Source organism: Steroidobacter agaridevorans (assembly GCF_009932555.1).
Taxonomy (GTDB): Bacteria; Pseudomonadota; Gammaproteobacteria; order Steroidobacterales; family Steroidobacteraceae; genus Steroidobacter; species Steroidobacter agaridevorans.
This window is the reverse complement of sequence record NZ_BLJO01000014.1, coordinates 673-21,920: the sequence shown is the minus strand read 5'-3', so window position 1 is coordinate 21,920 and position 21,248 is coordinate 673. Positions and strand designations below refer to the sequence as shown.

Genomic DNA, 21,248 nt, shown 5'->3' with positions numbered 1-21,248 from the left:
GGTGGCCATGCGCTGGCTTTCACGTCGTGATTTTCTGAAATTCGGGCCCACTGCAAGCGATGCCGACGAGCCACTCGTGCACATCGCAAGCCTGCTGGTGCAAGCCACTCCGGCAGGTTGCGAGGCCGTGCGCGCGCTGATCGACTCGATGCCGGGCGCCGAACTGCACGAAACCGGACATTCCGGCAAAGTCGCGATCGTTCTCGAATCGACGGACAGCCGCGCGCTCGCCGACGCCACCACCGAATTACAGCAGCTCTCCGGCGTGCTCACCGTTTCGATCGTGGCGCACTTGATGGAAAGTGCTTCGGCCCTGGAAGAACAACATGACGATGAATCGACGACAGTTCCTGCGGCGTAGTGCGGCGGCATCGGCCATCGCCGCGGCGAGCTCGAATGCGCCGGCCCAGAACATCATTACCGAATCGCAGTTCACCAAGCTGAAATGGTCGAAGGCGCCTTGCCGGTTCTGCGGCACGGGCTGCGGCGTGCGCGTAGCGGTAAAGGGCAATCGGGTCGTCGCGACCCACGCCGACGCGAACGCCGAGGTCAACCGCGGGCTCAACTGCGTCAAGGGATATTTCCTGTCGAAGATCATGTATGGCGCGGATCGGCTCACGCAGCCGTTGCTGCGTATGACGGATGGCGTCTATGACAAGAACGGCGAGTTCACGCCCGTCAGCTGGGACGCTGCGTTCGACATCATGGCGCAGAAGTTCAAGGAGGCGCTGAAGGCGAACGGGCCGGAGTCCATCGGCATATTCGGCTCGGGCCAATGGACCATCTGGGAAGGTTACGCCGCCAACAAGTTGATGAAGGGCGGCTTCCGCAGCAACAACCTCGATCCGAACGCCCGGCATTGCATGGCGTCGGCGGCTTACGCCTTCATGCGGACCTTCGGCATGGACGAGCCGATGGGGTGTTACGACGACTTCGAATCCGCCGATGCATTCGTGCTGTGGGGCTCGAACATGGCGGAGATGCATCCGATCCTCTGGTCGCGCGTCGCCGACCGCCGCTTGTCTGAGCCCAAGGTCAAAGTCGCGGTGCTCTCGACGTTCGAGCACCGGTCGTTCGATCTCGCCGACATTCCGCTGGTCATGCGGCCGCAGTCGGATCTGGCGATCATGAACTACATCGCCAATCACATCATCGAGACCGGCCGGGTGAATCGCGACTTCATCGGCAAGCACGTGAACTTCAAGCGCGGCGTCGATGACATCGGCTATGGATTGCGTCCGGAGCATCCGCTCGAAAAGAAGGCGAAGAACGCGTCGCGCGCCGGCGATTCTTCGCCGATGTCGTTCGAGGAGTACGCGCGCTTCGTGAAACCGTACACCTTGGCGCACGCGGCCAAGGTCTCTGGTTGTCCCGAATCCTGGCTGAAGCAGCTCGCCGAGCTCTACGCGGATCCGAAGGTGCGCGTCGTTTCATTCTGGACGATGGGCTTCAATCAACACACACGCGGCGTGTGGGCGAATCATCTTTGTTACAACCTGCACTTGCTGACCGGCAAGATCGCCACGCCGGGCAACAGCCCGTTCTCGCTCACCGGTCAGCCGTCCGCTTGCGGCACGGCGCGTGAGGTTGGAACGTTCTCGCATCGATTGCCCGCGGACATGGTGGTGACCAATCCCGAGCATCGCAAGCACGCCGAGGAGTTGTGGAAGCTGCCTCACGGCACGATCAGCCCGAAGGTCGGTTATCACGCCGTCGAGCAGAGTCGCATGCTGACCGATGGCAAGCTCAATGCCTATTGGGTGCAGGTCAACAACAACGTGCAGGCCGCGCCCAACTTCAATCAAGAAGTGCTGCCCGGCTATCGCAATCCCAAGAACTTCATCGTCGTCTCGGATGCTTATCCGACGGTGACGACGCAGGCCGCGGATTTGATCCTGCCGGCCGCGATGTGGGTGGAGAAGGAGGGCGCATTCGGCAACGCCGAGCGGCGCTCGCAGTTCTGGCACCAGCTCGTCAATGCGCCGGGTCAGGCGCGCTCGGACTTGTGGCAGCTGATGGAGTTCTCGAAACGATTCAAGACCGACGAAGTGTGGCCCGCCGAGTTGCTGAACGCGAATCCAAGCTATCGGGGCAAGACGCTGTTCGACGTGCTGTTCGCCAACGGACAGGTCAATCGTTATCCCTTGAGCGATCTCAACAAGGATTACGAGAACCACGAGTCGAAGGCATTCGGCTTCTATGTGCAGAAGGGCCTCTGGGAAGAGTACGCCTCGTTCGGCCGCGGTCACGGCCACGATCTCGCGCCGTTCGACAAATATCACGAAGTCCCCGGACTGCGCTGGCCGGTCGTGAACGGCAAGGAAACCCGCTGGCGTTATCGCGAAGGCTCGGATCCGTACGTCAAGGCGGGCGAGGGCTTCAATTTCTATGGCAATCCTGACGGCAAAGCGAACATCTTCGCGTTTCCCTACGAGCCGGCGGCCGAAGCGCCGGATACCGAGTACACCTATTGGCTGGTGACCGGTCGCGTGCTCGAGCACTGGCATTCCGGCTCGATGACAGGTCGCGTGCCCGAGTTGTACAAGGCGTTTCCGAATGCCGTGGTGTTCATGCATCCCGACGATGCCGAAGCGCTCGGTGTGCGTCGGGGCGTCGAAGTGAAAGTAGTCTCGCGGCGGGGTGAGATGCGGTCGCGTGTCGAAACGCGTGGACGGAACAAGCCGCCGCGAGGTGTCGTGTTCGTGCCTTGGTTCGACGCGTCGCAGCTCATCAACAAGTGCACGCTGGACGCGACCGATCCGATTTCGAAACAAACCGATTTCAAGAAGTGCGCGGTGAAGATCGTGCCGATGGGAGCGGTGTGATGACACCTCGCGTACGACGAGTCGCGATCATCGGCGTGCTGTGCTTCAGCGCGGCGCTGGCGGCCGACAATCTCGAAGGACTGCGCGGCCCGACGCCGCTCAATCAAGAGCCGAAGGCCCCGCGCATGGCGACGGTCGAGAACTTCGATGTGCGACGGGGCCGCGCGTATACGAGCCAGCCGCCCACCATTCCGCATGCCATCGACCGCTACGAGCTCACGCGCAATGTGAACTTCTGCATGTACTGCCATTCGCGCGTGCGTAACGAAGAGTTCGGAGCTCCGATGGTGAGTGCGACTCACTATATGGATCGCGACGCGAACTTCCTCGCCGAGATTTCGCCGCGACGCTACTTCTGCACGCAGTGCCACGTGGTCCAGACCGATGCGCGGCCGCCCGTGGACAATCGCTTCATCGATGTCTACGACCTGGTCGAACAGGAGCAGCAAGTGGCGGATCCGCCGGCGCCGGCAGCCAAGGAAAAGAAAGAGTGAAGGCGCTCATCGACAGGGCGGTGCGCTGGTGGCGGGTGCTCAGCTCTCCGAGCCGTTACTTCAGCCTCGGTTTCCTGGTGATCGGCGGCTTCATCGGCGGCATCCTCTTCTGGGGCGGGTTCAACACCGCATTGGAAGCGACCAACACCGAGCAGTTCTGCACGAGTTGCCACGAGATGCGGGATAACGTGTTCGCCGAGCTGAAGAGCACGATCCATTACAGCAACCGCTCCGGCGTGCGCGCCACCTGCCCGGACTGTCACGTGCCGCACGAATGGACGGACAAGATTGCCCGCAAGATGCAGGCCTCGAAAGAGGTGTGGGGCAAGATCTTCGGCACGATCAACACGCGGGAGAAGTTCCTGGAGGAGCGCTTGAATCTTGCCAAGCACGAGTGGGCGCGCCTGAAAGCGAACGATTCGCTCGAGTGCCGCAACTGTCACGCGTACAAATATATGGACTGGACACGTCAGAGCCAGCGTGCAGTGTATGTCCACTCGACGGCGCTGGCGGGCAACGAGCACACCTGCATCGATTGCCACAAGGGCATCGCGCATCGTCTGCCGAACATGGAAGGCATCGAGATGCTGTACGGCGCGCCGCTCGAGCAGATTTCCTCGAACGAGTCCGAAGGCTCGTCAGGACACTAGCGCTTCGATCGCTTTGACCGCCGTCGTCAAGCCGTCTTCCGCACGCATCCTTTCGCCCAGCGTGCGGGCGCGCGCTCGTACTTCCGCTTGCTCCGCGAAGCGGATGCTCTCGGCGAGAGAGGCGGCATTCAACGCTTTCCAGCTGGACAGCTTGGCCGCGACGCCCGCTTGATAAAGCCGTTCGGCCCAGAACGCCTGATCGCCGGCGAACGGCACGACGACTGAAGGAATGCCGGCCCGCGCGGCCGAGTGCGTGGTGCCGGAGCCGCCGTGATGGACGGCGAGCGAGGTTCGCGGCAACAGCCAGTCGTGCGGTGTCTCCCCGACGACGAAGATGTTCTTTGGAAGTTGCGACACTTCCACGCCGCTCCAGCCCGGATAAAACAACGCCCGGCGACCGGCCAATCCATCGACGAGGGTTTCGAGCATATGCCGCGGCTCGAAGCCGCCCATGCTGCCGAAGCCGATATAGATCGGCGGCTCGCCGGCAGCGAGGAATTCATTCAGGGAGTCGGGCGGAGTCCATTGTCTGGCGGGGACCAGCCATTGACCGCAGACCAGTGCGTTATCCGGCCAATCGTGAGGTCGAGGCAGCAAACTGGGCGACACACCATACAACATGGGATGCCCGACCCAGAGCGACTTTCGTGGCGGCAATCCGCATACGCGTGCGCGAGCTTCGTTCGTGGCTTTGCGAAAGGCTTTCCAGAGCAGGTTGTTGATCAGGCTCTGACTCAGCCGGTTGAACATGCGCGGCAGTTTGCCCGGCGGCAGGAAAGGAGAGGGGAACGCCCTGGTGGGCGTCAGAGGAAACATTCCCGTTCCAATCGGTTTCACACCCAGATGCTCGGCGGCGGACAGGCCAACGAAACCCGCGAGCCCCGAGAGGATGATGGCGTCGCAGCCCTTACCATACTGCACGGCTGAGCGGAGCCAAGGCTCGGCGTTATCATTCGCGATTCGCGCCAGCTCCTTTGCCGTGTTGTTGACGCTGTTCTTCTCGAACAAGCCTGCAGACGCGCCGTCGTGTCGCAACGACTGCCGGATATCGCCAGCAATTGCTGTGGCGGGAACACCGAGCGCGGTCGCTGTGCCGAGCGATGCTCCATCTGCGAGCAGATGCGCTTCGTGGCCGGCGTCCATCAATGCGCGGCTCAAGGCCGCGAGCGGTCGAGTGTCGCCGTCCGTGCCGTAGGTCAGAACGAGAAATTTCATGATTTGGAGGGGCGCTTGCCAGTCGCGGCGCTCGCTTTGAGCGAGCCTTTCAAGAACAGATCCAGCACGCCCGCGAGCTCTTCATGCAGATCGGACTTCGGATCGAGCAGCCAGCGCATCAGCGCGGCGAGATATAGAAAATGAAAGAAGAGGGCGAGCCGCGCCGCCGGCTGCGTATCTCGTAACTCACCGGACTTCTGACCGGCCGTGATCAACGCCAGGAATGCCCGCACGAGATCGGAGCGCGCGTCATTCGCCTCAGCCTGCGGTTGGCCGACATTGACGAACCGGTAGCGCAAATAAGGAAGCATATAGTCGCGATGCTGCTCGAGCCCCGCAGCCGACGCATCGAGCAACTTGCGCATGCCTCGCTTGAAATTGCCCTCGGCAAGACAGATCGGCAGGAGCTGTTCGAGATCCTGCTCCAGTTGCATATGGAGCCAGTGCGCGAGCACGGCTTCCTTGACGGGGAAGTGGCTGTAGAGCGTGCCCTTGGCCACGTCGGCAGCGACGGCGAGCTGCTCCATGGTGACGGCGTCATAGCCGTGCGACTCGAACAGACGATGAGCGGTCTGCGCGATGTGATCCAGCTTTTCCTGACGCTTGCGCTCGCGGCGACCCGGTTCGGTCATGGCAACCACAAAACTTGAACGACGTGCAGAATTGTACGTCGTTCAGAAATTGAGCGCAATCGCAGTGAGGTCAGCGCGCCAGGTTCTTCAGATCGACGCCGTAGAGCGCCGCATTCCTGGTGACATATTCGATGCGGTCCTTGATGGGTTGATCGTTCAGTGCGGCGGTCAGCATGTCGAGCATGGTGTGCCAGCCCATCGCATTCTGAGGGACGAAGCGCTCGAGGATGGGGAAGTGCTTGAAGGTCAGCAGCACGTCTTCGCCGCGCGGCTCCAGCTCGAAGGTGGGATACGACTCGGGATAGGCAGACACGGCATCTTCGGCTGCGCCGCCATCGAACACATTCCAGGTGTACACGAGCTTTCGCGGCGGTTGCCACTGCGTGACGATGCCGCGAATGTGACCGTCGACGAGACGAACTTTGCCGCCTTGGCGCGGCTCGATCAGCGCCACGTTGCCGTACCAGGTCGGCATCTTCGTCGGATCGGTGAGATAAGCCCACACTCGCTCGATCGGCCCCGGCAGCAGGCGAGTGAACGTGACGCAGGGAACGTTAGACATCTCGCCGCGTTCGTGCAGTTCCGTGGTAACCATCGCATCACCCTCTTCAACGTTTGCGTGACTTGCCCGCGGGTTTGCGCAGCTCGGCTTCCAGAGCATCGAATCGGGTTGCCCAATAGCTCCGCAGCTCATCCACCCAGCCTGCCAGCTCGTTCACTCCTTGTGGATCGAGCTCATAAATGCGGCGCTGGGCCTCGGCGCGGACCCGAACCATCTGCGCCTCGCGCAGCACTTTCAAATGCTGTGAGATCGCGGAGGCGCTGATATCGAACTGGTCGGCGATTTCACCGGAAGATAGAGCGCCGCGAGCCAATGACTCGACGATGCCGCGCCGGGTCGGATCTGCCAGGGCCGCGAAAATGCTCATGGAATGTAGCCAATGCTTAATTTAGCAAATACTAAAATAACAACCGCTGAAGACACAAGCTCGATTTCGCCGGTAGCGTGTGGCCATTCACCGGCAGTGCGTTGCATTGGTGGCTTGCCGTCCGGATACTGACCTCAACGGCTTCTATTGTTGAGGGATAAACAACACGTGCTGTTCGCTCCAGAGACCTGGCCATTCACCGTGGCGACGTTCCTGCTCCTGCTGATCGCGATCGTGGAAGGGATTGCGATGCTGCTGGGGTCGAGTCTCTCCCAATCGCTGCAGCACTTGCTTCCCGAGCCTGGCGATGTCCACGTGGGCGTGTTCGACAAGTTGCTCGGCTGGCTCTCGTTCGGCCGTGTGCCGGCGCTCGTGCTGTTGGTGCTGTTCCTCGCGAGCTTTGCGCTGACGGGCTTCGCGCTCAATTTGGTCGTAAAGCAGATGTTTGGTTTCTGGGCTCCGCCGTCGATCTCGGCGCTTGCGGCATTCCTCATTACGTTGCCTGTCGTGCGCTTCGCCGGAGCGGGACTGGCGCGCGTGATTCCACAAGATCAGACCTATGCAGTCTCGTTCGATTCGCTGGTCGGCCGGGTCGCGACCATCGTGACCGGCACCGCGCGGCCCGGTTATCCGGCGCAGGCGAAGGTGGCGAACGAGCATGGACAGATGTTGTATGTGATGGTCGAGCCGGAGGCCGAGGGCATGACGTTTCAAAGCGGGGAACGCGTGCTGCTCAACAAGCGCATTGCCGGAAATCGGTTTGCTGGGGCCGTGAATCCCTGGCCCGATCTGATCTGACTCGAGCGGGTTTCGATGGGCAACATTGCTGGGGAGTGAGCAAATGTCGGACTACCTGATCCTGGACAACCTGATTCTGGCGGGCATCGCGTTCTTCGCGCTGCTGGTCATAGGAATCATTTTCTCGCGGCTGTATCGCCGCTCCTCGAAAGAGCGATCCTTCGTGCGCACCGGACTGGGCGGGCAGAAGGTGGTGATGGATGGCGGCGCCATCGTCTTTCCGGTGTTCCACGAGACCATCCTGGTGAACATGAACACGCTCAAGCTCGAAGTGACGCGTTTCGGCAAGGACTCGCTGTTCACCAAGGACCGCATGCGCGTGGACGTGGTCGTCGCGTTCTTCGTGCGGGTCGTGCCGACCAAGGAAGGTATTGCGAATGCCGCCCAGACCTTGGGCCAGCGCACGATCGATCCCGAGCAGTTGTCGCAGCTGGTCGAGGATAAGTTCGTCGACGCGCTGCGCGCCGCCGCGGTGTCGATGACCATGCAGGAGCTGCTCGACAAACGTCAGGACTTCATCCAGGGCGTGCAGAACGCCGTGAGCGAGGATCTGTTGAAGAACGGTCTGGAGCTGGAGAGCGTGTCGTTGACCCGCATCGACCAGACGGCGATGCAATTTTTCGATCCCAACAATGCGTTCGACGCCGAAGGTCTGACGCGGCTCACCGAACAAACGCAGCGTCGCAGCCGCGAGCGCAACGAGATCGAGCAGGACACGACCGTGGCAATCTCGCGCAAGAACTTCGAAGCCAAGCAATTGCAGCTGGAGATCGATCGACAGAAGCGTTTCGCCGAGCTGGCGCAGTCGCAGGAAGTGTCGGCTCGCGAGGCCGAGCAGCAGTCTATCGTCGCCAAGGTGCAAGCCGAGCGCTCTCGGGAAGCCGAAGAGGCGAAGATCGCCGCCGCACGCCAGATTCGTGAGGCCGAAGTCGCCAAGGAACAGGCCGTGCGCCAGCGCGTCGTCGAAGCCGAGCGCGAGGTCAAGATCGCGACCATCGAACAGCTGCGCGCCACGGAGATCGCCGATCAGAACAAAGCGATCTCGATTGCGCAGAAGTCGGAGGAACAATCCAAGGCTCAGGCCAGCGCCAACCTGGCTTTGGCCGAAGCGGTGAAGTCCGAACAGGCCGTGAAGACGGCCGAGGAAGTCGCCAAGGCCGAACGTGAGAAGCAAGTGACGCTGGTGCTGGCGTCGCAGGAAGCGGAGCGTCAGGCGATCAGCGTGAAGGTGTCGGCGCTCGCGGAAAAAGAAGCGTCGGAGGCGAAGGCCGATGCGATCCGTACGCTCGCCAAGGCGAACCGCGAAAATTACGAAGCGGAAGCGGCCGGCAAGCGCGCTTTGAACGAGGCCATCAACACGCTCTCGAATGCGCAGGTCTCGCTGCAGGAAAAGCTGGCGTTGATCCAGGCGCTGCCGAAGATCATCGAAGAGGCGGTGCGGCCGATGCAGAACATCGACTCGATCCGGATCATGCAGGTCGACGGTCTCAACACCGGCGCCGCCGGTGCGCAGGCGGGCGAGCCGACGCTCGGCAATGGCTCGGGCAACCTCGCCGAGCAAGCGGTGGGCGCGGCTCTGAAATATCGCGCTTATGCACCGGTGGTCGATCAGCTGATCAAGGAAGTGGGGCTGTCCGGCAACGGCTTGGATGGACTGGTGAAGGCCACGTCGGCCATTGCCCAACCTGCGGCTCCGCCGGTGCCGCTGCCATCGTAATGTCGGGCTGATGACTAGCCCGCGCCATCGGTGCATGGCGCGGGCTATGATTCCGCGATCCGCCGCCAGGCGCCCAGACGGAATCGAAGCTCATGGCAGTTGTTACATCGTGCAGCGTGAAGTTCGCCAGTGTGGTGTGTCTGCTCAGCGCTGTGTTCGCGTTCGAGGCGCACGCCGCCGACGCAGCCTCGAAGCATCAGGCTGTCTTCAAGACTCTCAGCAGCAAGCCCGCGGTGAAGGCAGCGCTGGAACAGATCCGTCGTGAAGACGAACGGACGCTGCGGGAGCAGATCGAGATCTCCGAGATCCCGGCGCCTTCTCGCAAGGAAGAGGTGCGTGCCAAAGACTACCTGCGACGCCTGCATGAGCTCGGCCTGACCGAGATCGCCACCGATTCCGAAGGCAACGTCATTGCGCGCCGACCGGGCACGAGCCGTAATGGCGCGACGTTGGTGCTGGCGGCGCACCTCGATACCGTGTTCAGCCCGGACACCGATGTAAAGGTTCGCAAGGAAGGCAATCGCTACCATGGCGCGGGTATCAGCGATGACGCTCGCGGCTTGACCGTTCTGCTGACTGTGTTGCGCTCGATGCAGGAGAACAAACTGCGCACTCAAGGCGATGTTTTATTCGTCGCCACCGTGGGCGAGGAGGGCTTGGGCAACCTGCGCGGCGTGAAAGCATTGTTCCGCGATCGGAAGGATATCGATGGCTTCATTTCCGTCGACGGCACCGATTCGCCGCGCCTGCCGGCCGGTGAGTCTGAAGTCGTGGCGCGCGCCGTCGGCAGCCATCGCTGGCAGATCACGTTCACCGGGCCGGGCGGCCACAGCTATGAGAATTTCGGGACCCCCAGCGCCGTGCATGCGATGGGCCGGGCGATCAGCGCGATCTCCGATCTGCAAGCGCCGACCGAGCCGAAGACTACGTTCACTGTTTCGATCGTGTCGGGCGGCACGGCGATCAATGCGATTGCCGAGGAGGCTCAGCTGCAGCTCGATATCCGTTCAGAATCCGCGAGCGCGCTGGCGGCCCTGGAAGAACAGATTCTCGCCGCCGCTGAACGAGCCGGCGCGGAAGAGGGCAAGCGCTGGGGAGCGGCGCCCGTGAAAGTCGAGCGAACATTGCTCGGCGACCGGCCCGCCGGAGCGGGCAGCAGCGACAGCCTGATGGCTTCCACCTGGATCGGCGCCATGGTGGCTTTGGGTCAAAAGCCCCCGATGCCGGTCGCGGGCAGCACCGATTCGAACGTGCCTCTGGGCCTGGGCATTCCGGCCATTACCGCCTCGGGCGGCGGCATCGGCGACAAGGCCCATTCGCTGAATGAATGGTATGAGCCCGTCAATGCCTGGCTCGGTCCGCAAGGATTGTTGCTGACCACCCTGGCGTTGGCCGGCATCGAAGGCGGGCCACAGCCATTGTTGCCACGTCGTCGCTGAACGAAGACGCGGAAAGCCCCCGGATGTGTGGTGTGTACTACTCGCGATGTGACGTATGTAGTACAACCGCACTATCAAAACAGCGGGAGTGGCCTCTACATGGAATGGATGTCGCGTGGCGCAGTGCTGGCAGTCGCGTTGTGGGGAGTCGCGGGCTGTGGCGGAGGCGGCGGGGGTAACCCGGCCCTCGGCGGACCGTCGGGCGGCGGATCGAACGCGCCAGGCGGTTACACCCCGGGCGTCTACTCGCCTTCCGCGTCCCTGGCCAACCAGTGTTCCACCCCGATGGCGCAGAACATGTTTCTGCGCTCGTGGACGAACGAGACGTATCTCTGGTACTCCGAGGTGCCGGATACCAATCCGACCGGCTTCACGACCGCCGATTATTTCGAGAAATTGAAGACCCCGCTGAAGACTGCCACCGGCACCGACAAGGATCGTTTCCATTTCACGTATTCGACCGCGGAATGGGAGGCGTTGTCCCAGCAGGGCGCCGAAATGGGCTATGGCGCGCAGTGGGTCCTGCTCCCGCGGGCCAATGCGAACGCGCAGATCATGACTGCGTTCGTCGAATCTGGCTCCGCGGCGGATCAGCAAAGTGTGGCGCGTGGCACCGAGATATTGGCGGCCGACAACATCGTTGTTGCAAACATTCGCACGGATGCGGAGGTCGACCTGCTGTACGCGGCTCTGTTCCCGGAGAGGGCCAACGAGCAGCACACCTTCACGGTGCGCGACGCGAACGGCACGCGGCAGATCACGATGACCAGCAGCTCGGTGACCTATAACCCCGTGCCCGCCTGGGGCGTCATCAATCAGCCCGATGGCCCGGTCGGATATTTGCTGTTCAACGATCATGTCGGGACTGCGGAACGAGAGTTGGTCGAGGCGATCAACCAGCTGAGTGTCGCGGGCGTGAAGGACCTGGTGCTCGATCTGCGCTACAACGGTGGCGGCTATCTCGCTATCGCGAACGAGTTGGCCTACATGATCGCCAACACGACGCGAACCGCGGGCCGCACGTTCGAACGACTCGCGTTCAACGACAGATACACGACCATCGATCCCGCCGGTCAACCGATCACGCCTACGCCGTTTTACTCCACCGCGAAGGGATTTTCGGTGACCAGCGGTACGCCGCTGCCGTCGCTGAATCTCGAGAGCGTCTATGTGATTACTGGCAACAATACCTGTTCGGCCAGCGAATCCATCATCAACGGCCTGCGCGGTATCGGCGTGCAGGTCTACCAGATCGGTGAGACCACTTGCGGCAAGCCTTACGGTTTCTATCCGGAGGACAACTGCGACACCACGTATTTCTCGATTCAGTTCCAGGGAGTCAACGCCGCGGGCTTCGGCGACTATTCCGATGGATTCGTGCCGGGCAGCGCGGACTCGGGCAGCACGATCAAAGGCTGTCGGGTCGCGGACGATTTCACGAATGAGCTCGGCGATCCGCTCGAGGCGCGTCTGCAGACAGCCCTCGGCTTCCGGGCCAGCAACAATCAAACTTGTCCAACGGTGGTGAGCGCGGCGCCCAACGGCAGCAGCTCGAAACCCGCGCTGGCAGGCGGGGGCGAGGGCAAGATGATCAAGTCGCCAGCTCGCGAGAATCGGATCGTGGAGCGGCCTAGGACGGGGATTGCTTTTTGAGCTTGCGCCACAGCGTCGTGCGACTGATCCCCAGTCGCACGCTCGCTTTGGCGTAAGAGCCGTCGCTCTCCTCGAGCACGCGCCGAATCAACTCGGTCTCGGATTCGGCGCGATGCGCGGCGATGGATGCGACGACTTTGCTCGGTGTCGGCGCTGAGATCTCGGGCATCAATTCCCGCAGTTGCACGTCACTGAGCGTCGCGTCGTTCGGGCTCGCGAGCATCGCCACTCGCTCCAGCAAGTTCTCCAGCTCGCGCACGTTGCCGGGCCATTCGTAGTTCCACGCCGCATCCAGCAGCTTCTGTACTCGCGGGTCGTTCGTAATATCGATGCTTGTTCGCAGGGCGATCTTGCGCCCCAGGTGAGCCACGAGCTCGGGCAGATCCTGCCGACGATCGCGCAGGCCAGGCAATTCCAAACGCAGGATATTGAGCCGATAGTAGAGGTCCCGTCGGAAGTCGCCGGTGACGATGCGCTCCGTCAGATCGCGATGGGTGGCGGCAATGACGCGAACGTCGACGCGAGTCGGTTCGATCGCGCCGACTCGCAATATTTCTTTCTCCTGCAGCACGCGTAGCAGGCGGGTTTGCAGAGACACCGGCATCTCGCCGATCTCGTCCAGAAAGATCGTGCCGGTGTGGGCGGCTTCGAACAAGCCGAGCTTGCCGCCGCGGCGCGCGCCGGTAAAAGCACCTTCCTCGTAACCGAACAGCTCGCTCTCCAGCAGCGACTCCGGAAAGGCGCCGCAGTTGATGGCGATGAAAGGCTGATTCGCCCGCTTGCTTGCGACATGGATGCCTTGAGCGAGCAGTTCTTTGCCAGTGCCGCTTTCGCCGAAGATCAGCACGGTCGCATCGCTGCGAGCGTACTGAGCCGCCAGCGATCGAGTGTGCACGATGCCTGGAGTCGTGCCGACCAGATCCGTCAGCCGATAGCGAACATTCGCCGCCGGCTTGTGACGCCGGGCGCGCAGGTCGCGATCGACGCGTTGAATCGATTCGGGATCCTGGCAGGTGAGCACTGCGCCGGTCTGCGTGCCTTGTTCTGTGATCGGCAGCCGACTCGTGAGCACCGCGCGCGCGCCAATCTTCTGCAATTCGTCGATCTCCGCACGTGGCTCACGCAGGGTGCGTGTGAGCGAAAGCTCCGGCGCGATATCGCTGAGCTTGAGCCCGATGAGCTCTGGAGCGGGCCGCTCCAACAGCCGCGCCATGGCGGGATTCAAAATCTCGATCCGCTCGTCCATATCGACCGCGACCACGCCGTCGCGCAGCTGGCCGAGAATCGTATTCAAACGTTCGCGTTTGGCGCCTTCCATGTGCGACAAGCGAGCCATTTCGACCGCATCGTCGAGCGCCTCACGGACAGCGTCTTCGGAGTAGAGAAAGACGCTGGCCATGCCGGCCGCTTCGGCGAGATCCGCGATCAAGCCAGGCGCGACCACGACTTCGATGCCACGCGCCCGCAGCTCGAGCACACAGTTTCTCGCGTCGTCCGTGGTTCGATAGCTCCGCTGCTCGATGCCCAAGCCGAACAACTCATTGAACCGTTCCAGCTCGACAGGCAGGGCGCCGTGCGTCACGAGCGCGATCCGCGACGAGATGCTGCGAGCCCGACCGAGCGCACTCAGGATGTCGAAGCCGCCGACGCGAACCAGCACCACTGGCAGCTCGATGTGCTGTCGAAGGTAGGCGCCGTTGGAGCCCGCGGCCACGAGCACGTCGATGGGCTGCTGGCGGCTCAGCTCATTAATAGTGTCGACCGCGGTCTCGAAGCCGCTGTCGAGCACCTCGACGCGGGCGACCTGCGCGTAGGTGGGGGCAAGGTCGCGGAACAGGTCCTTCAGCCGATGCAGGCCGACGGCGACGATGCGGAGCGGGTCATTGGAGCGGGCGACCTGGGCGTTCATGACAACAGTTTCATCAATGTTGCAGCCTGAAACTGTACTGTTTCGAGAGTGAAACCGCCAGCCGGCTGCGCCGGGGCACACCTATGAAGTGACCCAAGTTAATCAATAACTTAGATGCACTTGTTGACGAGAGGTCCGTGGCATAACTCTTGCTCTCCCTCGGCAACCCCGCTGCAACCGCATTTTCGAGGAGACTTCCATGGCATCCGCCGGATCCAACTTCCGCTCGGCCCTGGCCGCCGAGCAACCGCTGCAGATCGTGGGCACGATCAACGCGAACCATGCGCTGCTCGCCAAGCGCGCCGGCTATCGCGCGATTTACCTGTCCGGCGGCGGTGTCGCGGCCGGCTCGCTGGGCATGCCCGACCTCGGCATCAACAATCTCGATGACGTGCTCACCGACATCCGTCGCATCACCGATGTGTGCGATCTGCCGCTGATCGTCGACATCGACACCGGCTTCGGCCCGAGCGCGTTCAACATCGCCCGCACCGTGAAGAGCCTGATCAAGTTCGGCGCTGCCGGCTGTCACATCGAAGACCAGGTCGGCGCGAAGCGTTGCGGCCACCGTCCCGGCAAAGAGCTCGTGTCCACCGAAGAGATGGTGGATCGGGTCAAGGCCGCGGTCGATGCCAAGACCGATCCCGATTTCTATCTGATCGCGCGCACCGACGCGATCGCCTCGTTCGGCATCGATGCCGCGATCGAGCGCTCGGTGAAGTGCGTGGAGGCGGGCGCCGACGCGATCTTCGCCGAAGCGGCCTACGACCTGCCGACGTATCAGAAGTTCGTCGATGCGGTGAAGGTGCCGGTGCTCGCGAATATCACCGAGTTCGGCAAGACGCCGCTATTCTCCGTGCCCGAGCTGAAGAGCGCCGGCGTGGCGATGGTGCTGTATCCGCTGAGCGCCTTCCGCGCCATGAACAAGGCCGCCGAGAACGTTTATGAAGCCATCCGCCGCGATGGCCATCAGCGCAATGTCGTCGACTCGATGCAGACGCGCGAAGAACTGTATGAGCGCATCGGTTATCACGCCTATGAGCAGCATCTCGATGCGCTCTTCAAGGCCAAGAAATAACCGCGACGCCGTAAGTAACAAACGACCAGGAGATTGAAGATGACCGACGCTCCCACTCAGCCCGGGTTCAAACCGAAAAAGTCAGTTGCACTGTCCGGCACTGTCGCCGGCAACACCGCGCTTTGCACGGTCGGTCGCAGCGGCAACGATCTGCACTATCGCGGCTATGACATTCTCGATCTGGCGGCTCAGTCCGAGTTCGAAGAAATCGCTCATTTGCTGGTGCACGGCAAGCTGCCCACGGGCGCCGAGCTGAAGGCGTACAAGACCAAGCTGAAGTCGCTGCGCGGCCTGCCGGCTGCGGTGAAGACGGCGCTCGAACAGCTGCCGCCGTCGGCGCATCCGATGGACGTGATGCGCACGGGCGTTTCGGTGCTCGGCTGCGTGAATCCCGAGAAGGACGATCACAATCATGCGGGCGCGCGCGACATCGCCGACAAGCTGATGGCGTCGCTCGGCTCGATGCTGCTGTACTGGTATCACTACGCTCACAACGGCAAGCGCATCGAGACGGAGTCGGATGAAGACTCCATCGGCGGTCATTTCCTGCACCTGTTGCATCAGCAGAAGCCGCCGCGCTCGTGGGTGAAGGCGATGCACACGTCGCTGATCCTGTACGCCGAGCACGAGTTCAACGCCTCGACCTTCACGTCTCGCGTCGTTGCCGGCACCGGCTCCGACATGTATTCGGCGATCTGCGGCGGCATCGGCGCGCTGCGCGGTCCGAAGCACGGCGGCGCCAACGAAGTCGCGTTCGAGATCCAGAAGCGCTACGACACGCCGGCCGAAGCGGAGGCGGACATCCGCGCCCGCGTCGAGCGCAAGGAAGTCGTGATCGGCTTCGGCCATCCCGTCTACACGATCTCCGATCCGCGCAACAAGGTGATCAAGCAGGTGGCGCTGGATCTGTCGAAGGAAGCCGGCAACACCAAGATGTACGACATCGCCGAGCGCCTGGAGACGGTGATGTGGGAGATCAAGAAGATGTTCCCGAACCTGGACTGGTTCAGCGCCGTCAGCTACCACGTGATGGGCGTGCCCACCGCCATGTTCACGCCGCTGTTCGTGATCTCTCGCACGTCGGGCTGGAGCGCCCACATCATCGAGCAGCGCATTGACGGTAAGATCATCCGTCCGAGCGCCAACTACACCGGTCCAGAGGACCAGAAGTTCCTGCCGATCTCTGATCGTAAGTAAGACCGGCGCAAGTAAGCAACGCCCAAGCTCAACGCCAAGGCCCCATGAATACCGCCTATCGCAAACGTCTTCCCGGAACCCAGCTGGATTATTTCGACACGCGCGCCGCGGTCGATGCGATCCAGCCGGGCGCCTATGCCAAGTTGCCGTACACCTCGCGTGTGCATGCCGAGAACCTGGTGCGTCGCTGCGATCCAGCGACGCTTACCGCGTCGTTGAAGCAGCTCATCGAGCGCAAGCGGGATCTCGATTTCCCGTGGTTTCCGGCTCGCGTGGTGTGTCACGACATCCTGGGGCAGACGGCGTTGGTGGACCTCGCGGGCCTGCGCGATGCCATTGCGGACAAGGGTGGCGATCCTTCGCAGATCAATCCGGTCGTGCCGACGCAGCTGATCGTCGATCACTCGCTGGCGGTCGAGTACGGCGGCTACGACAAGGATGCGTTCGCGAAGAACCGGGCGGTGGAAGATCGTCGCAACGACGATCGCTTCCATTTCATCAACTGGACCAAGCTGGCGTTCCAGAACGTGGACGTGATTCCGCCGGGCAACGGCATCATGCACCAGATCAATCTGGAGCGGATGTCGCCGGTGATTCATGCGGTGGACGGCGTTGCGTTCCCGGACACCCTGGTCGGCACGGACAGTCACACTCCGCACGTCGACGCTCTTGGCGTCATCGCCATCGGCGTCGGCGGTCTGGAAGCGGAGAGCGTGATGCTCGGCCGCGCTTCCTGGATGCGGTTGCCGGACATCGTCGGCGTCGAGCTGACGGGCAAGCCGGCGCCGGGCATCACGGCCACCGACGTGGTGCTCGCTCTGACTGAATATCTGCGTAAAGAGAAGGTCGTCGGCGCCTACATCGAGTTCTTCGGCGAAGGCGCTTCGGCGCTGACGCTGGGCGATCGCGCCACCATTTCCAACATGACGCCGGAGTTCGGCGCCACGGCGGCGATGTTCTTCATCGACCAGCAGACCATCGACTATCTGAAGCTCACCGGCCGCACCGACGAACAGGTGAAGCTGGTGGAGATCTATGCGAAGGAGGCCGGCCTGTGGGCCGACAGCCTGAAGACCGCCGAATACGAGCGCACGCTCAAGTTCGATCTGTCGTCCGTCGTTCGTAACATGGCCGGCCCGTCGAATCCGCACAAGCGCCTGCCGGTCACGGAGCTCGCGAAGCGTGGCATCGCAGGCAAGTGGGAGGAAGTCCCCGGTCAGATGCCGGATGGCGCGGTGATCATCGCAGCGATCACGAGCTGCACGAATACCAGCAACCCGCGCAACGTCATCGCTGCGGGCCTGCTCGCTCGCAACGCCAATGCTCGTGGTCTCACTCGCAAACCGTGGGTGAAGTCTTCGCTCGCGCCCGGATCGAAGGCGGTGCAGTTGTATCTGGAAGAGGCGCAGCTGCTGCCCGATCTGGAAAGCCTGGGCTTCGGCATCGTCGCGTTTGCCTGCACGACGTGTAACGGCATGTCGGGTGCGCTCGATCCGAAGATCCAGCAGGAGATCATCGACCGCGATCTGTATGCGACGGCGGTGCTCTCCGGCAATCGCAATTTCGACGGCCGCATTCATCCGTATGCGAAACAGGCGTTCCTTGCATCGCCGCCGCTGGTGGTGGCTTACGCCATCGCCGGCACCATCCGGTTCGATATCGAGAAGGACGTGCTGGGCCACGATAAGAGTGGCAAGCCGGTCTATCTGAAAGACCTCTGGCCGAGCGACGCGGAGATCGACGCCATCGTCGCCAAGAGCGTCAAACCCGAGCACTTCCGCGCTGTCTACGAGCCGATGTTCAAGGCCAGCGGCGCGAGCGCTGTGAAGATCAGCCCGCTGTACAACTGGCGGCCGCAGAGCACGTACATCCGCCGTCCGCCGTATTGGGAAGGCGCGCTTGCGGGTGAGCGCACATTGAAGGGCATGCGTCCGCTGGCGGTGCTGCCCGATAACATCACGACGGATCATCTGTCGCCGTCGAATGCGATCCTGCTCGACAGCGCCGCCGGTGAGTATCTCGCGAAGATGGGCTTGCCCGAGGAAGACTTCAATTCCTATGCGACGCATCGTGGCGATCACTTGACCGCGCAGCGTGCGACGTTTGCCAATCCGCAGCTGGTCAATGAAATGGCCGTCGTCGATGGCCAGGTCAAGAAGGGCTCGCTCGCGCGCATTGAGCCGGAAGGCAAAGTCACGCGTATGTGGGAAGCGATCGAGACCTACATGGAGCGCAAGCAGCCGCTCATCATCATCGCCGGCGCGGACTACGGTCAGGGCTCATCGCGCGACTGGGCGGCCAAGGGCGTGCGTCTCGCGGGCGTGGAAGCCATCGTCGCCGAAGGCTTCGAGCGCATCCATCGCACGAACCTGATCGGCATGGGCGTGCTGCCGTTGGAGTTCAAGCCGGGCGTGAATCGCAAGACCTTCAACATCGACGGCACCGAAACTTATGACGTCGTTGGCGAGCGCAAGCCGCGTGCGGATCTGACGCTGGTCATTCATCGCCGCAACGGCGAACGTGTCGAAGTGCCGGTCACCTGCCGGCTGGACACCGCCGAAGAAGTCTCCATCTACGAGGCTGGCGGTGTGCTGCAACGGTTCGCTCAAGACTTCCTCGAGTCCTCGAAGGTGGCATAGCGCATGGCCCACGCACCGCAAATCAAAATCCCCGCCACCTACATGCGTGGCGGCACGAGCAAGGGAGTGTTCTTCCGCCTGCAGGATCTGCCTGCGGCGGCTCAGGCGCCTGGCCCGGCCCGTGATGCACTCCTTCAGCGTGTCATTGGCAGCCCCGATCCGTACGGCAAGCAGATCGATGGCATGGGGGGTGCGACCTCGAGCACCAGCAAGACCGTGATCCTGTCGAAGAGCACAAAGGCGGATCACGACATCGATTATTTGTTCGGCCAGGTGTCCATCGACAAACCGTTCGTCGATTGGAGCGGCAACTGCGGCAACCTGTCGGCCGCGGTCGGGCCGTTCGCGATCAGCAATGGGTTGATCGATCCCAGCCGGATTCCCAGGAATGGCACGGTCGTGGTGCGCGTCTGGCAGGCGAACATCGGCAAGACCATCGTCGCGCACGTGCCGATCACCGATGGCGTCGTGCAGGAGACGGGCGATTTCGAGCTGGACGGCGTGACGTTCCCGGCCGCCGAAGTGCAGCTCGAATTTCTCAACCCGGCCGCGGACGAAGAAGGCGCGGGCGGCTCGATGTTTCCGACCGGCAACCTGGTCGACGATCTCGAGGTGCCGGGCGTCGGCACCTTGAGGGCGACCATGATCAACGCCGGCATTCCGACCATCTTCGTGAACGCCGATGCCATCGGCTACACCGGCATGGAACTGCAGGAAGCCATCAACGGCGACGGCAAGGCGCTCGCGATGTTTGAAAACATCCGCGCGCACGGCGCCATTCGCATGGGGCTGATCAAGACGCTCGAAGAAGCGGCGAAGCGTCAGCACACGCCGAAGGTTGCGTTCGTTGCACCGCCGAAGAGCTATGTTTCTTCCAGCGGCAAGCACGTGCAGGCCAGCGAGATCGATCTGCTCGTGCGCGCGCTCTCGATGGGCAAGCTGCATCACGCGATGATGGGCACGGCGGCTGTTGCGATCGGCACGGCGGCTGCGATCCCCGGAACGCTGGTGAATCTGGCGGCGGGCGGAGGAGAGCGGAATACCGTTCGCTTCGGCCATCCGTCGGGCACGCTGCGCGTGGGCGCCGAAGCCGGCAAGGTCGATGGCGAGTGGACGGTCACGAAGGCCATCATGAGCCGCAGCGCGCGCGTACTCATGGAAGGTTGGGTCCGGGTGCCCGCACAAATGTGACGGTCGTCACAAAACTCTTCGCTGTTTAAGAACTCCGAACGGGCCGCCGCCTTCAACGACTGAGGGCGCGCGGAACCGATGGTGTCGCGCTCAAGACGACAACCACCAGGAGTTTCAGACATGCTTTCTCTTCACACTAACGCTGCGGCGCTGTCGTCGCAGAATTCGGTCGGCAACACGCAGAAGGCCCTGACCACCTCGCTGACCCGCCTCGGCACCGGCTTCCGCGTGAACAGCGCGATGGACGACGCTGCCGGCTTGCAGATCGCGACCCGTCTCGATGCGCAGGCCCGGGGCATGTCGGTCGCTCAGCGCAACACGCAGAACGGCATCTCCATGATGCAGACGGCCGAAGGCGCGTTCTCGGAATTGACCAACGTGCTGCTGCGTATGAAGGACCTTGCGACCGAAGCCTTCAACGCCTCTTCGACGACCGACGACGTGGAAGCGCTGCAGGCTGAATATGACGCGCTCGGCGCTGAAGTTGCGAACATCTTCAAGAGCACCTCGTTCGGCGGCGCGACGCTGTTCACCGACGACGGCGTGACGTTGCCGGGTGCGGCTGCGGCTGCGGGCCTGCTGGGCACGGCGGGCGGTATCACGTTCCAGATCGGCGCCAGCGAGAACGAGACGATGGTGGTCGATGCTGAAACCGGCCTGGCCGATCTGGGCGACGCTCTTGCGGCCGTCAGCTCCTTCTACGCGACGACGGCGCCGACCACCGCCGGCACGGAGTTGTCGGGTGCCAACACCGTCATCACGGACATCAACGACGCCATCGCGGCGGTCGGCACGGTGCGCGCGCAGCTCGGTGCTGCTTCGAACCGTCTCGATCACGTGTACAACAACTTGGGCAACATGATCCAGAACACGACCGCTTCG

17 protein-coding genes and 1 pseudogene are annotated in these 21,248 nt (G+C 62.5%); 13 read left to right on the top strand and 5 right to left on the bottom strand.

Annotated elements, in window-relative coordinates:
- Positions 1-7: 7 nt before the first annotated feature.
- From GYH35_RS33770 to GYH35_RS33755, 4 genes are read left to right on the top strand one after another with little or no spacing between them, the layout of a single operon-like run.
- Positions 8-361, top strand: coding sequence for a chaperone NapD (locus GYH35_RS33770; RefSeq protein WP_161816410.1), 354 nt, complete (start codon positions 8-10; stop codon positions 359-361).
- Complete coding sequence (gene napA / locus GYH35_RS33765; protein ID WP_161830683.1) at positions 327-2,825, top strand: nitrate reductase catalytic subunit NapA; 2,499 nt, start codon at positions 327-329, stop codon at positions 2,823-2,825. Before GYH35_RS33770 ends, napA begins: the two co-directional genes overlap by 35 nt.
- Positions 2,825-3,319 carry a nitrate reductase cytochrome c-type subunit gene (locus GYH35_RS33760; RefSeq protein WP_161830682.1) on the top strand — a complete coding sequence of 165 codons (495 nt, stop codon included), beginning with the start codon at positions 2,825-2,827 and terminating at the stop codon, positions 3,317-3,319. The genes napA and GYH35_RS33760 overlap by 1 nt, the downstream gene beginning before the upstream one ends.
- Positions 3,316-3,969 (top strand): cytochrome c3 family protein, encoded by a 654-nt coding sequence (locus GYH35_RS33755; RefSeq protein ID WP_161830681.1) that lies wholly within the window; start codon positions 3,316-3,318, stop codon positions 3,967-3,969. The genes GYH35_RS33760 and GYH35_RS33755 overlap by 4 nt, the downstream gene beginning before the upstream one ends.
- Here GYH35_RS33755 and GYH35_RS33750 read toward each other — a convergent pair.
- From GYH35_RS33750 to GYH35_RS33735, 4 genes are all read right to left on the bottom strand, one after another.
- Positions 3,958-5,184 (bottom strand): glycosyltransferase, encoded by a 1,227-nt coding sequence (locus GYH35_RS33750; protein WP_161830680.1) that lies wholly within the window; start codon positions 5,182-5,184, stop codon positions 3,958-3,960. The genes GYH35_RS33755 and GYH35_RS33750 overlap by 12 nt on opposite strands.
- Positions 5,181-5,816 (bottom strand): TetR/AcrR family transcriptional regulator, encoded by a 636-nt coding sequence (locus tag GYH35_RS33745; protein WP_161830679.1) that lies wholly within the window; start codon positions 5,814-5,816, stop codon positions 5,181-5,183. The genes GYH35_RS33750 and GYH35_RS33745 overlap by 4 nt, the downstream gene beginning before the upstream one ends.
- 70 nt (positions 5,817-5,886) lie before the next feature.
- On the bottom strand, positions 5,887-6,411 hold the full coding sequence (locus GYH35_RS33740; protein WP_161816404.1) for an SRPBCC family protein: 525 nt from the start codon (positions 6,409-6,411) through the stop codon (positions 5,887-5,889).
- 13 nt (positions 6,412-6,424) lie between these two features.
- Positions 6,425-6,745, bottom strand: a complete 321-nt coding sequence (locus tag GYH35_RS33735; protein ID WP_161816403.1) for an ArsR/SmtB family transcription factor — start codon at positions 6,743-6,745, stop codon at positions 6,425-6,427.
- 168 nt (positions 6,746-6,913) lie between these two features.
- Here GYH35_RS33735 and GYH35_RS33730 point away from each other — a divergent pair, with 168 nt between their 5' ends.
- The 4 genes from GYH35_RS33730 (at position 6,914) to GYH35_RS33715 (ending at position 12,352) form a co-directional block, all read left to right on the top strand.
- Entirely contained in the window at positions 6,914-7,543 is a 630-nt protein-coding gene (locus GYH35_RS33730; RefSeq protein ID WP_161830678.1) for an OB-fold-containig protein, read from the top strand.
- Positions 7,544-7,586: 43 nt separating this feature from the next.
- Positions 7,587-9,260, top strand: coding sequence for a flotillin family protein (locus GYH35_RS33725; RefSeq protein ID WP_161830677.1), 1,674 nt, complete (start codon positions 7,587-7,589; stop codon positions 9,258-9,260).
- Between the two features lie 92 nt (positions 9,261-9,352).
- Entirely contained in the window at positions 9,353-10,699 is a 1,347-nt protein-coding gene (locus GYH35_RS33720) for a M20/M25/M40 family metallo-hydrolase (RefSeq protein ID WP_161830676.1), read from the top strand.
- A 99-nt stretch (positions 10,700-10,798) separates the two neighbouring features.
- Complete coding sequence (locus tag GYH35_RS33715) at positions 10,799-12,352, top strand: S41 family peptidase (protein ID WP_161816399.1); 1,554 nt, start codon at positions 10,799-10,801, stop codon at positions 12,350-12,352.
- On the opposite strand, the gene prpR is transcribed toward GYH35_RS33715, so the two are convergent.
- Positions 12,330-14,261, bottom strand: coding sequence for a propionate catabolism operon regulatory protein PrpR (gene prpR, locus GYH35_RS33710; RefSeq protein WP_161816398.1), 1,932 nt, complete (start codon positions 14,259-14,261; stop codon positions 12,330-12,332). The genes GYH35_RS33715 and prpR overlap by 23 nt on opposite strands.
- 199 nt (positions 14,262-14,460) lie before the next feature.
- Here prpR and prpB point away from each other — a divergent pair, with 199 nt between their 5' ends.
- The 5 genes and pseudogenes from prpB to GYH35_RS33685 form a co-directional block, all read left to right on the top strand.
- Positions 14,461-15,339 carry a methylisocitrate lyase gene (gene prpB / locus GYH35_RS33705; RefSeq protein WP_161816397.1) on the top strand — a complete coding sequence of 293 codons (879 nt, stop codon included), beginning with the start codon at positions 14,461-14,463 and terminating at the stop codon, positions 15,337-15,339.
- A gap of 39 nt (positions 15,340-15,378) precedes the next feature.
- Positions 15,379-16,536: a bifunctional 2-methylcitrate synthase/citrate synthase gene (gene prpC, locus GYH35_RS33700; protein ID WP_161816396.1), complete on the top strand. Its 1,158-nt coding sequence runs from the start codon at positions 15,379-15,381 to the stop codon at positions 16,534-16,536.
- A 44-nt stretch (positions 16,537-16,580) separates the two neighbouring features.
- The gene (gene acnD, locus GYH35_RS33695; RefSeq protein ID WP_161830675.1) at positions 16,581-19,175 is read left to right on the top strand and encodes a Fe/S-dependent 2-methylisocitrate dehydratase AcnD; all 2,595 of its coding nucleotides are present in this window, start codon (positions 16,581-16,583) and stop codon (positions 19,173-19,175) included.
- Between the two features lie 3 nt (positions 19,176-19,178).
- Positions 19,179-20,366: a 2-methylaconitate cis-trans isomerase PrpF gene (prpF, locus tag GYH35_RS33690; RefSeq protein WP_161816394.1), complete on the top strand. Its 1,188-nt coding sequence runs from the start codon at positions 19,179-19,181 to the stop codon at positions 20,364-20,366.
- 120 nt (positions 20,367-20,486) lie between these two features.
- Positions 20,487-21,248 (top strand): annotated as a pseudogene (locus GYH35_RS33685) (flagellin N-terminal helical domain-containing protein); the annotation flags it as partial.

Excerpts from the sequence above, each read along its gene's own strand:
- GYH35_RS33760 (WP_161830682.1), top strand. The coding sequence starts at position 2,825 with ATGACACCTCGCGTACGACGAGTCGCGATCATCGGCGTGCTGTGCTTC.
- napA (WP_161830683.1), top strand. The coding sequence starts at position 327 with ATGACGATGAATCGACGACAGTTCCTGCGGCGTAGTGCGGCGGCATCG.
- prpF (WP_161816394.1), top strand. The coding sequence starts at position 19,179 with ATGGCCCACGCACCGCAAATCAAAATCCCCGCCACCTACATGCGTGGC.
- prpC (WP_161816396.1), top strand. The coding sequence starts at position 15,379 with ATGACCGACGCTCCCACTCAGCCCGGGTTCAAACCGAAAAAGTCAGTT.
- GYH35_RS33720 (WP_161830676.1), top strand. The coding sequence starts at position 9,353 with ATGGCAGTTGTTACATCGTGCAGCGTGAAGTTCGCCAGTGTGGTGTGT.
- GYH35_RS33725 (WP_161830677.1), top strand. The coding sequence starts at position 7,587 with ATGTCGGACTACCTGATCCTGGACAACCTGATTCTGGCGGGCATCGCG.
- prpB (WP_161816397.1), top strand. The coding sequence starts at position 14,461 with ATGGCATCCGCCGGATCCAACTTCCGCTCGGCCCTGGCCGCCGAGCAA.
- GYH35_RS33745 (WP_161830679.1), bottom strand. The coding sequence starts at position 5,816 with ATGACCGAACCGGGTCGCCGCGAGCGCAAGCGTCAGGAAAAGCTGGAT.
- GYH35_RS33750 (WP_161830680.1), bottom strand. The coding sequence starts at position 5,184 with ATGAAATTTCTCGTTCTGACCTACGGCACGGACGGCGACACTCGACCG.
- GYH35_RS33715 (WP_161816399.1), top strand. The coding sequence starts at position 10,799 with ATGGAATGGATGTCGCGTGGCGCAGTGCTGGCAGTCGCGTTGTGGGGA.
- GYH35_RS33770 (WP_161816410.1), top strand. The coding sequence starts at position 8 with ATGCGCTGGCTTTCACGTCGTGATTTTCTGAAATTCGGGCCCACTGCA.
- prpR (WP_161816398.1), bottom strand. The coding sequence starts at position 14,261 with ATGAACGCCCAGGTCGCCCGCTCCAATGACCCGCTCCGCATCGTCGCC.
- acnD (WP_161830675.1), top strand. The coding sequence starts at position 16,581 with ATGAATACCGCCTATCGCAAACGTCTTCCCGGAACCCAGCTGGATTAT.
- GYH35_RS33740 (WP_161816404.1), bottom strand. The coding sequence starts at position 6,411 with ATGGTTACCACGGAACTGCACGAACGCGGCGAGATGTCTAACGTTCCC.
- GYH35_RS33735 (WP_161816403.1), bottom strand. The coding sequence starts at position 6,745 with ATGAGCATTTTCGCGGCCCTGGCAGATCCGACCCGGCGCGGCATCGTC.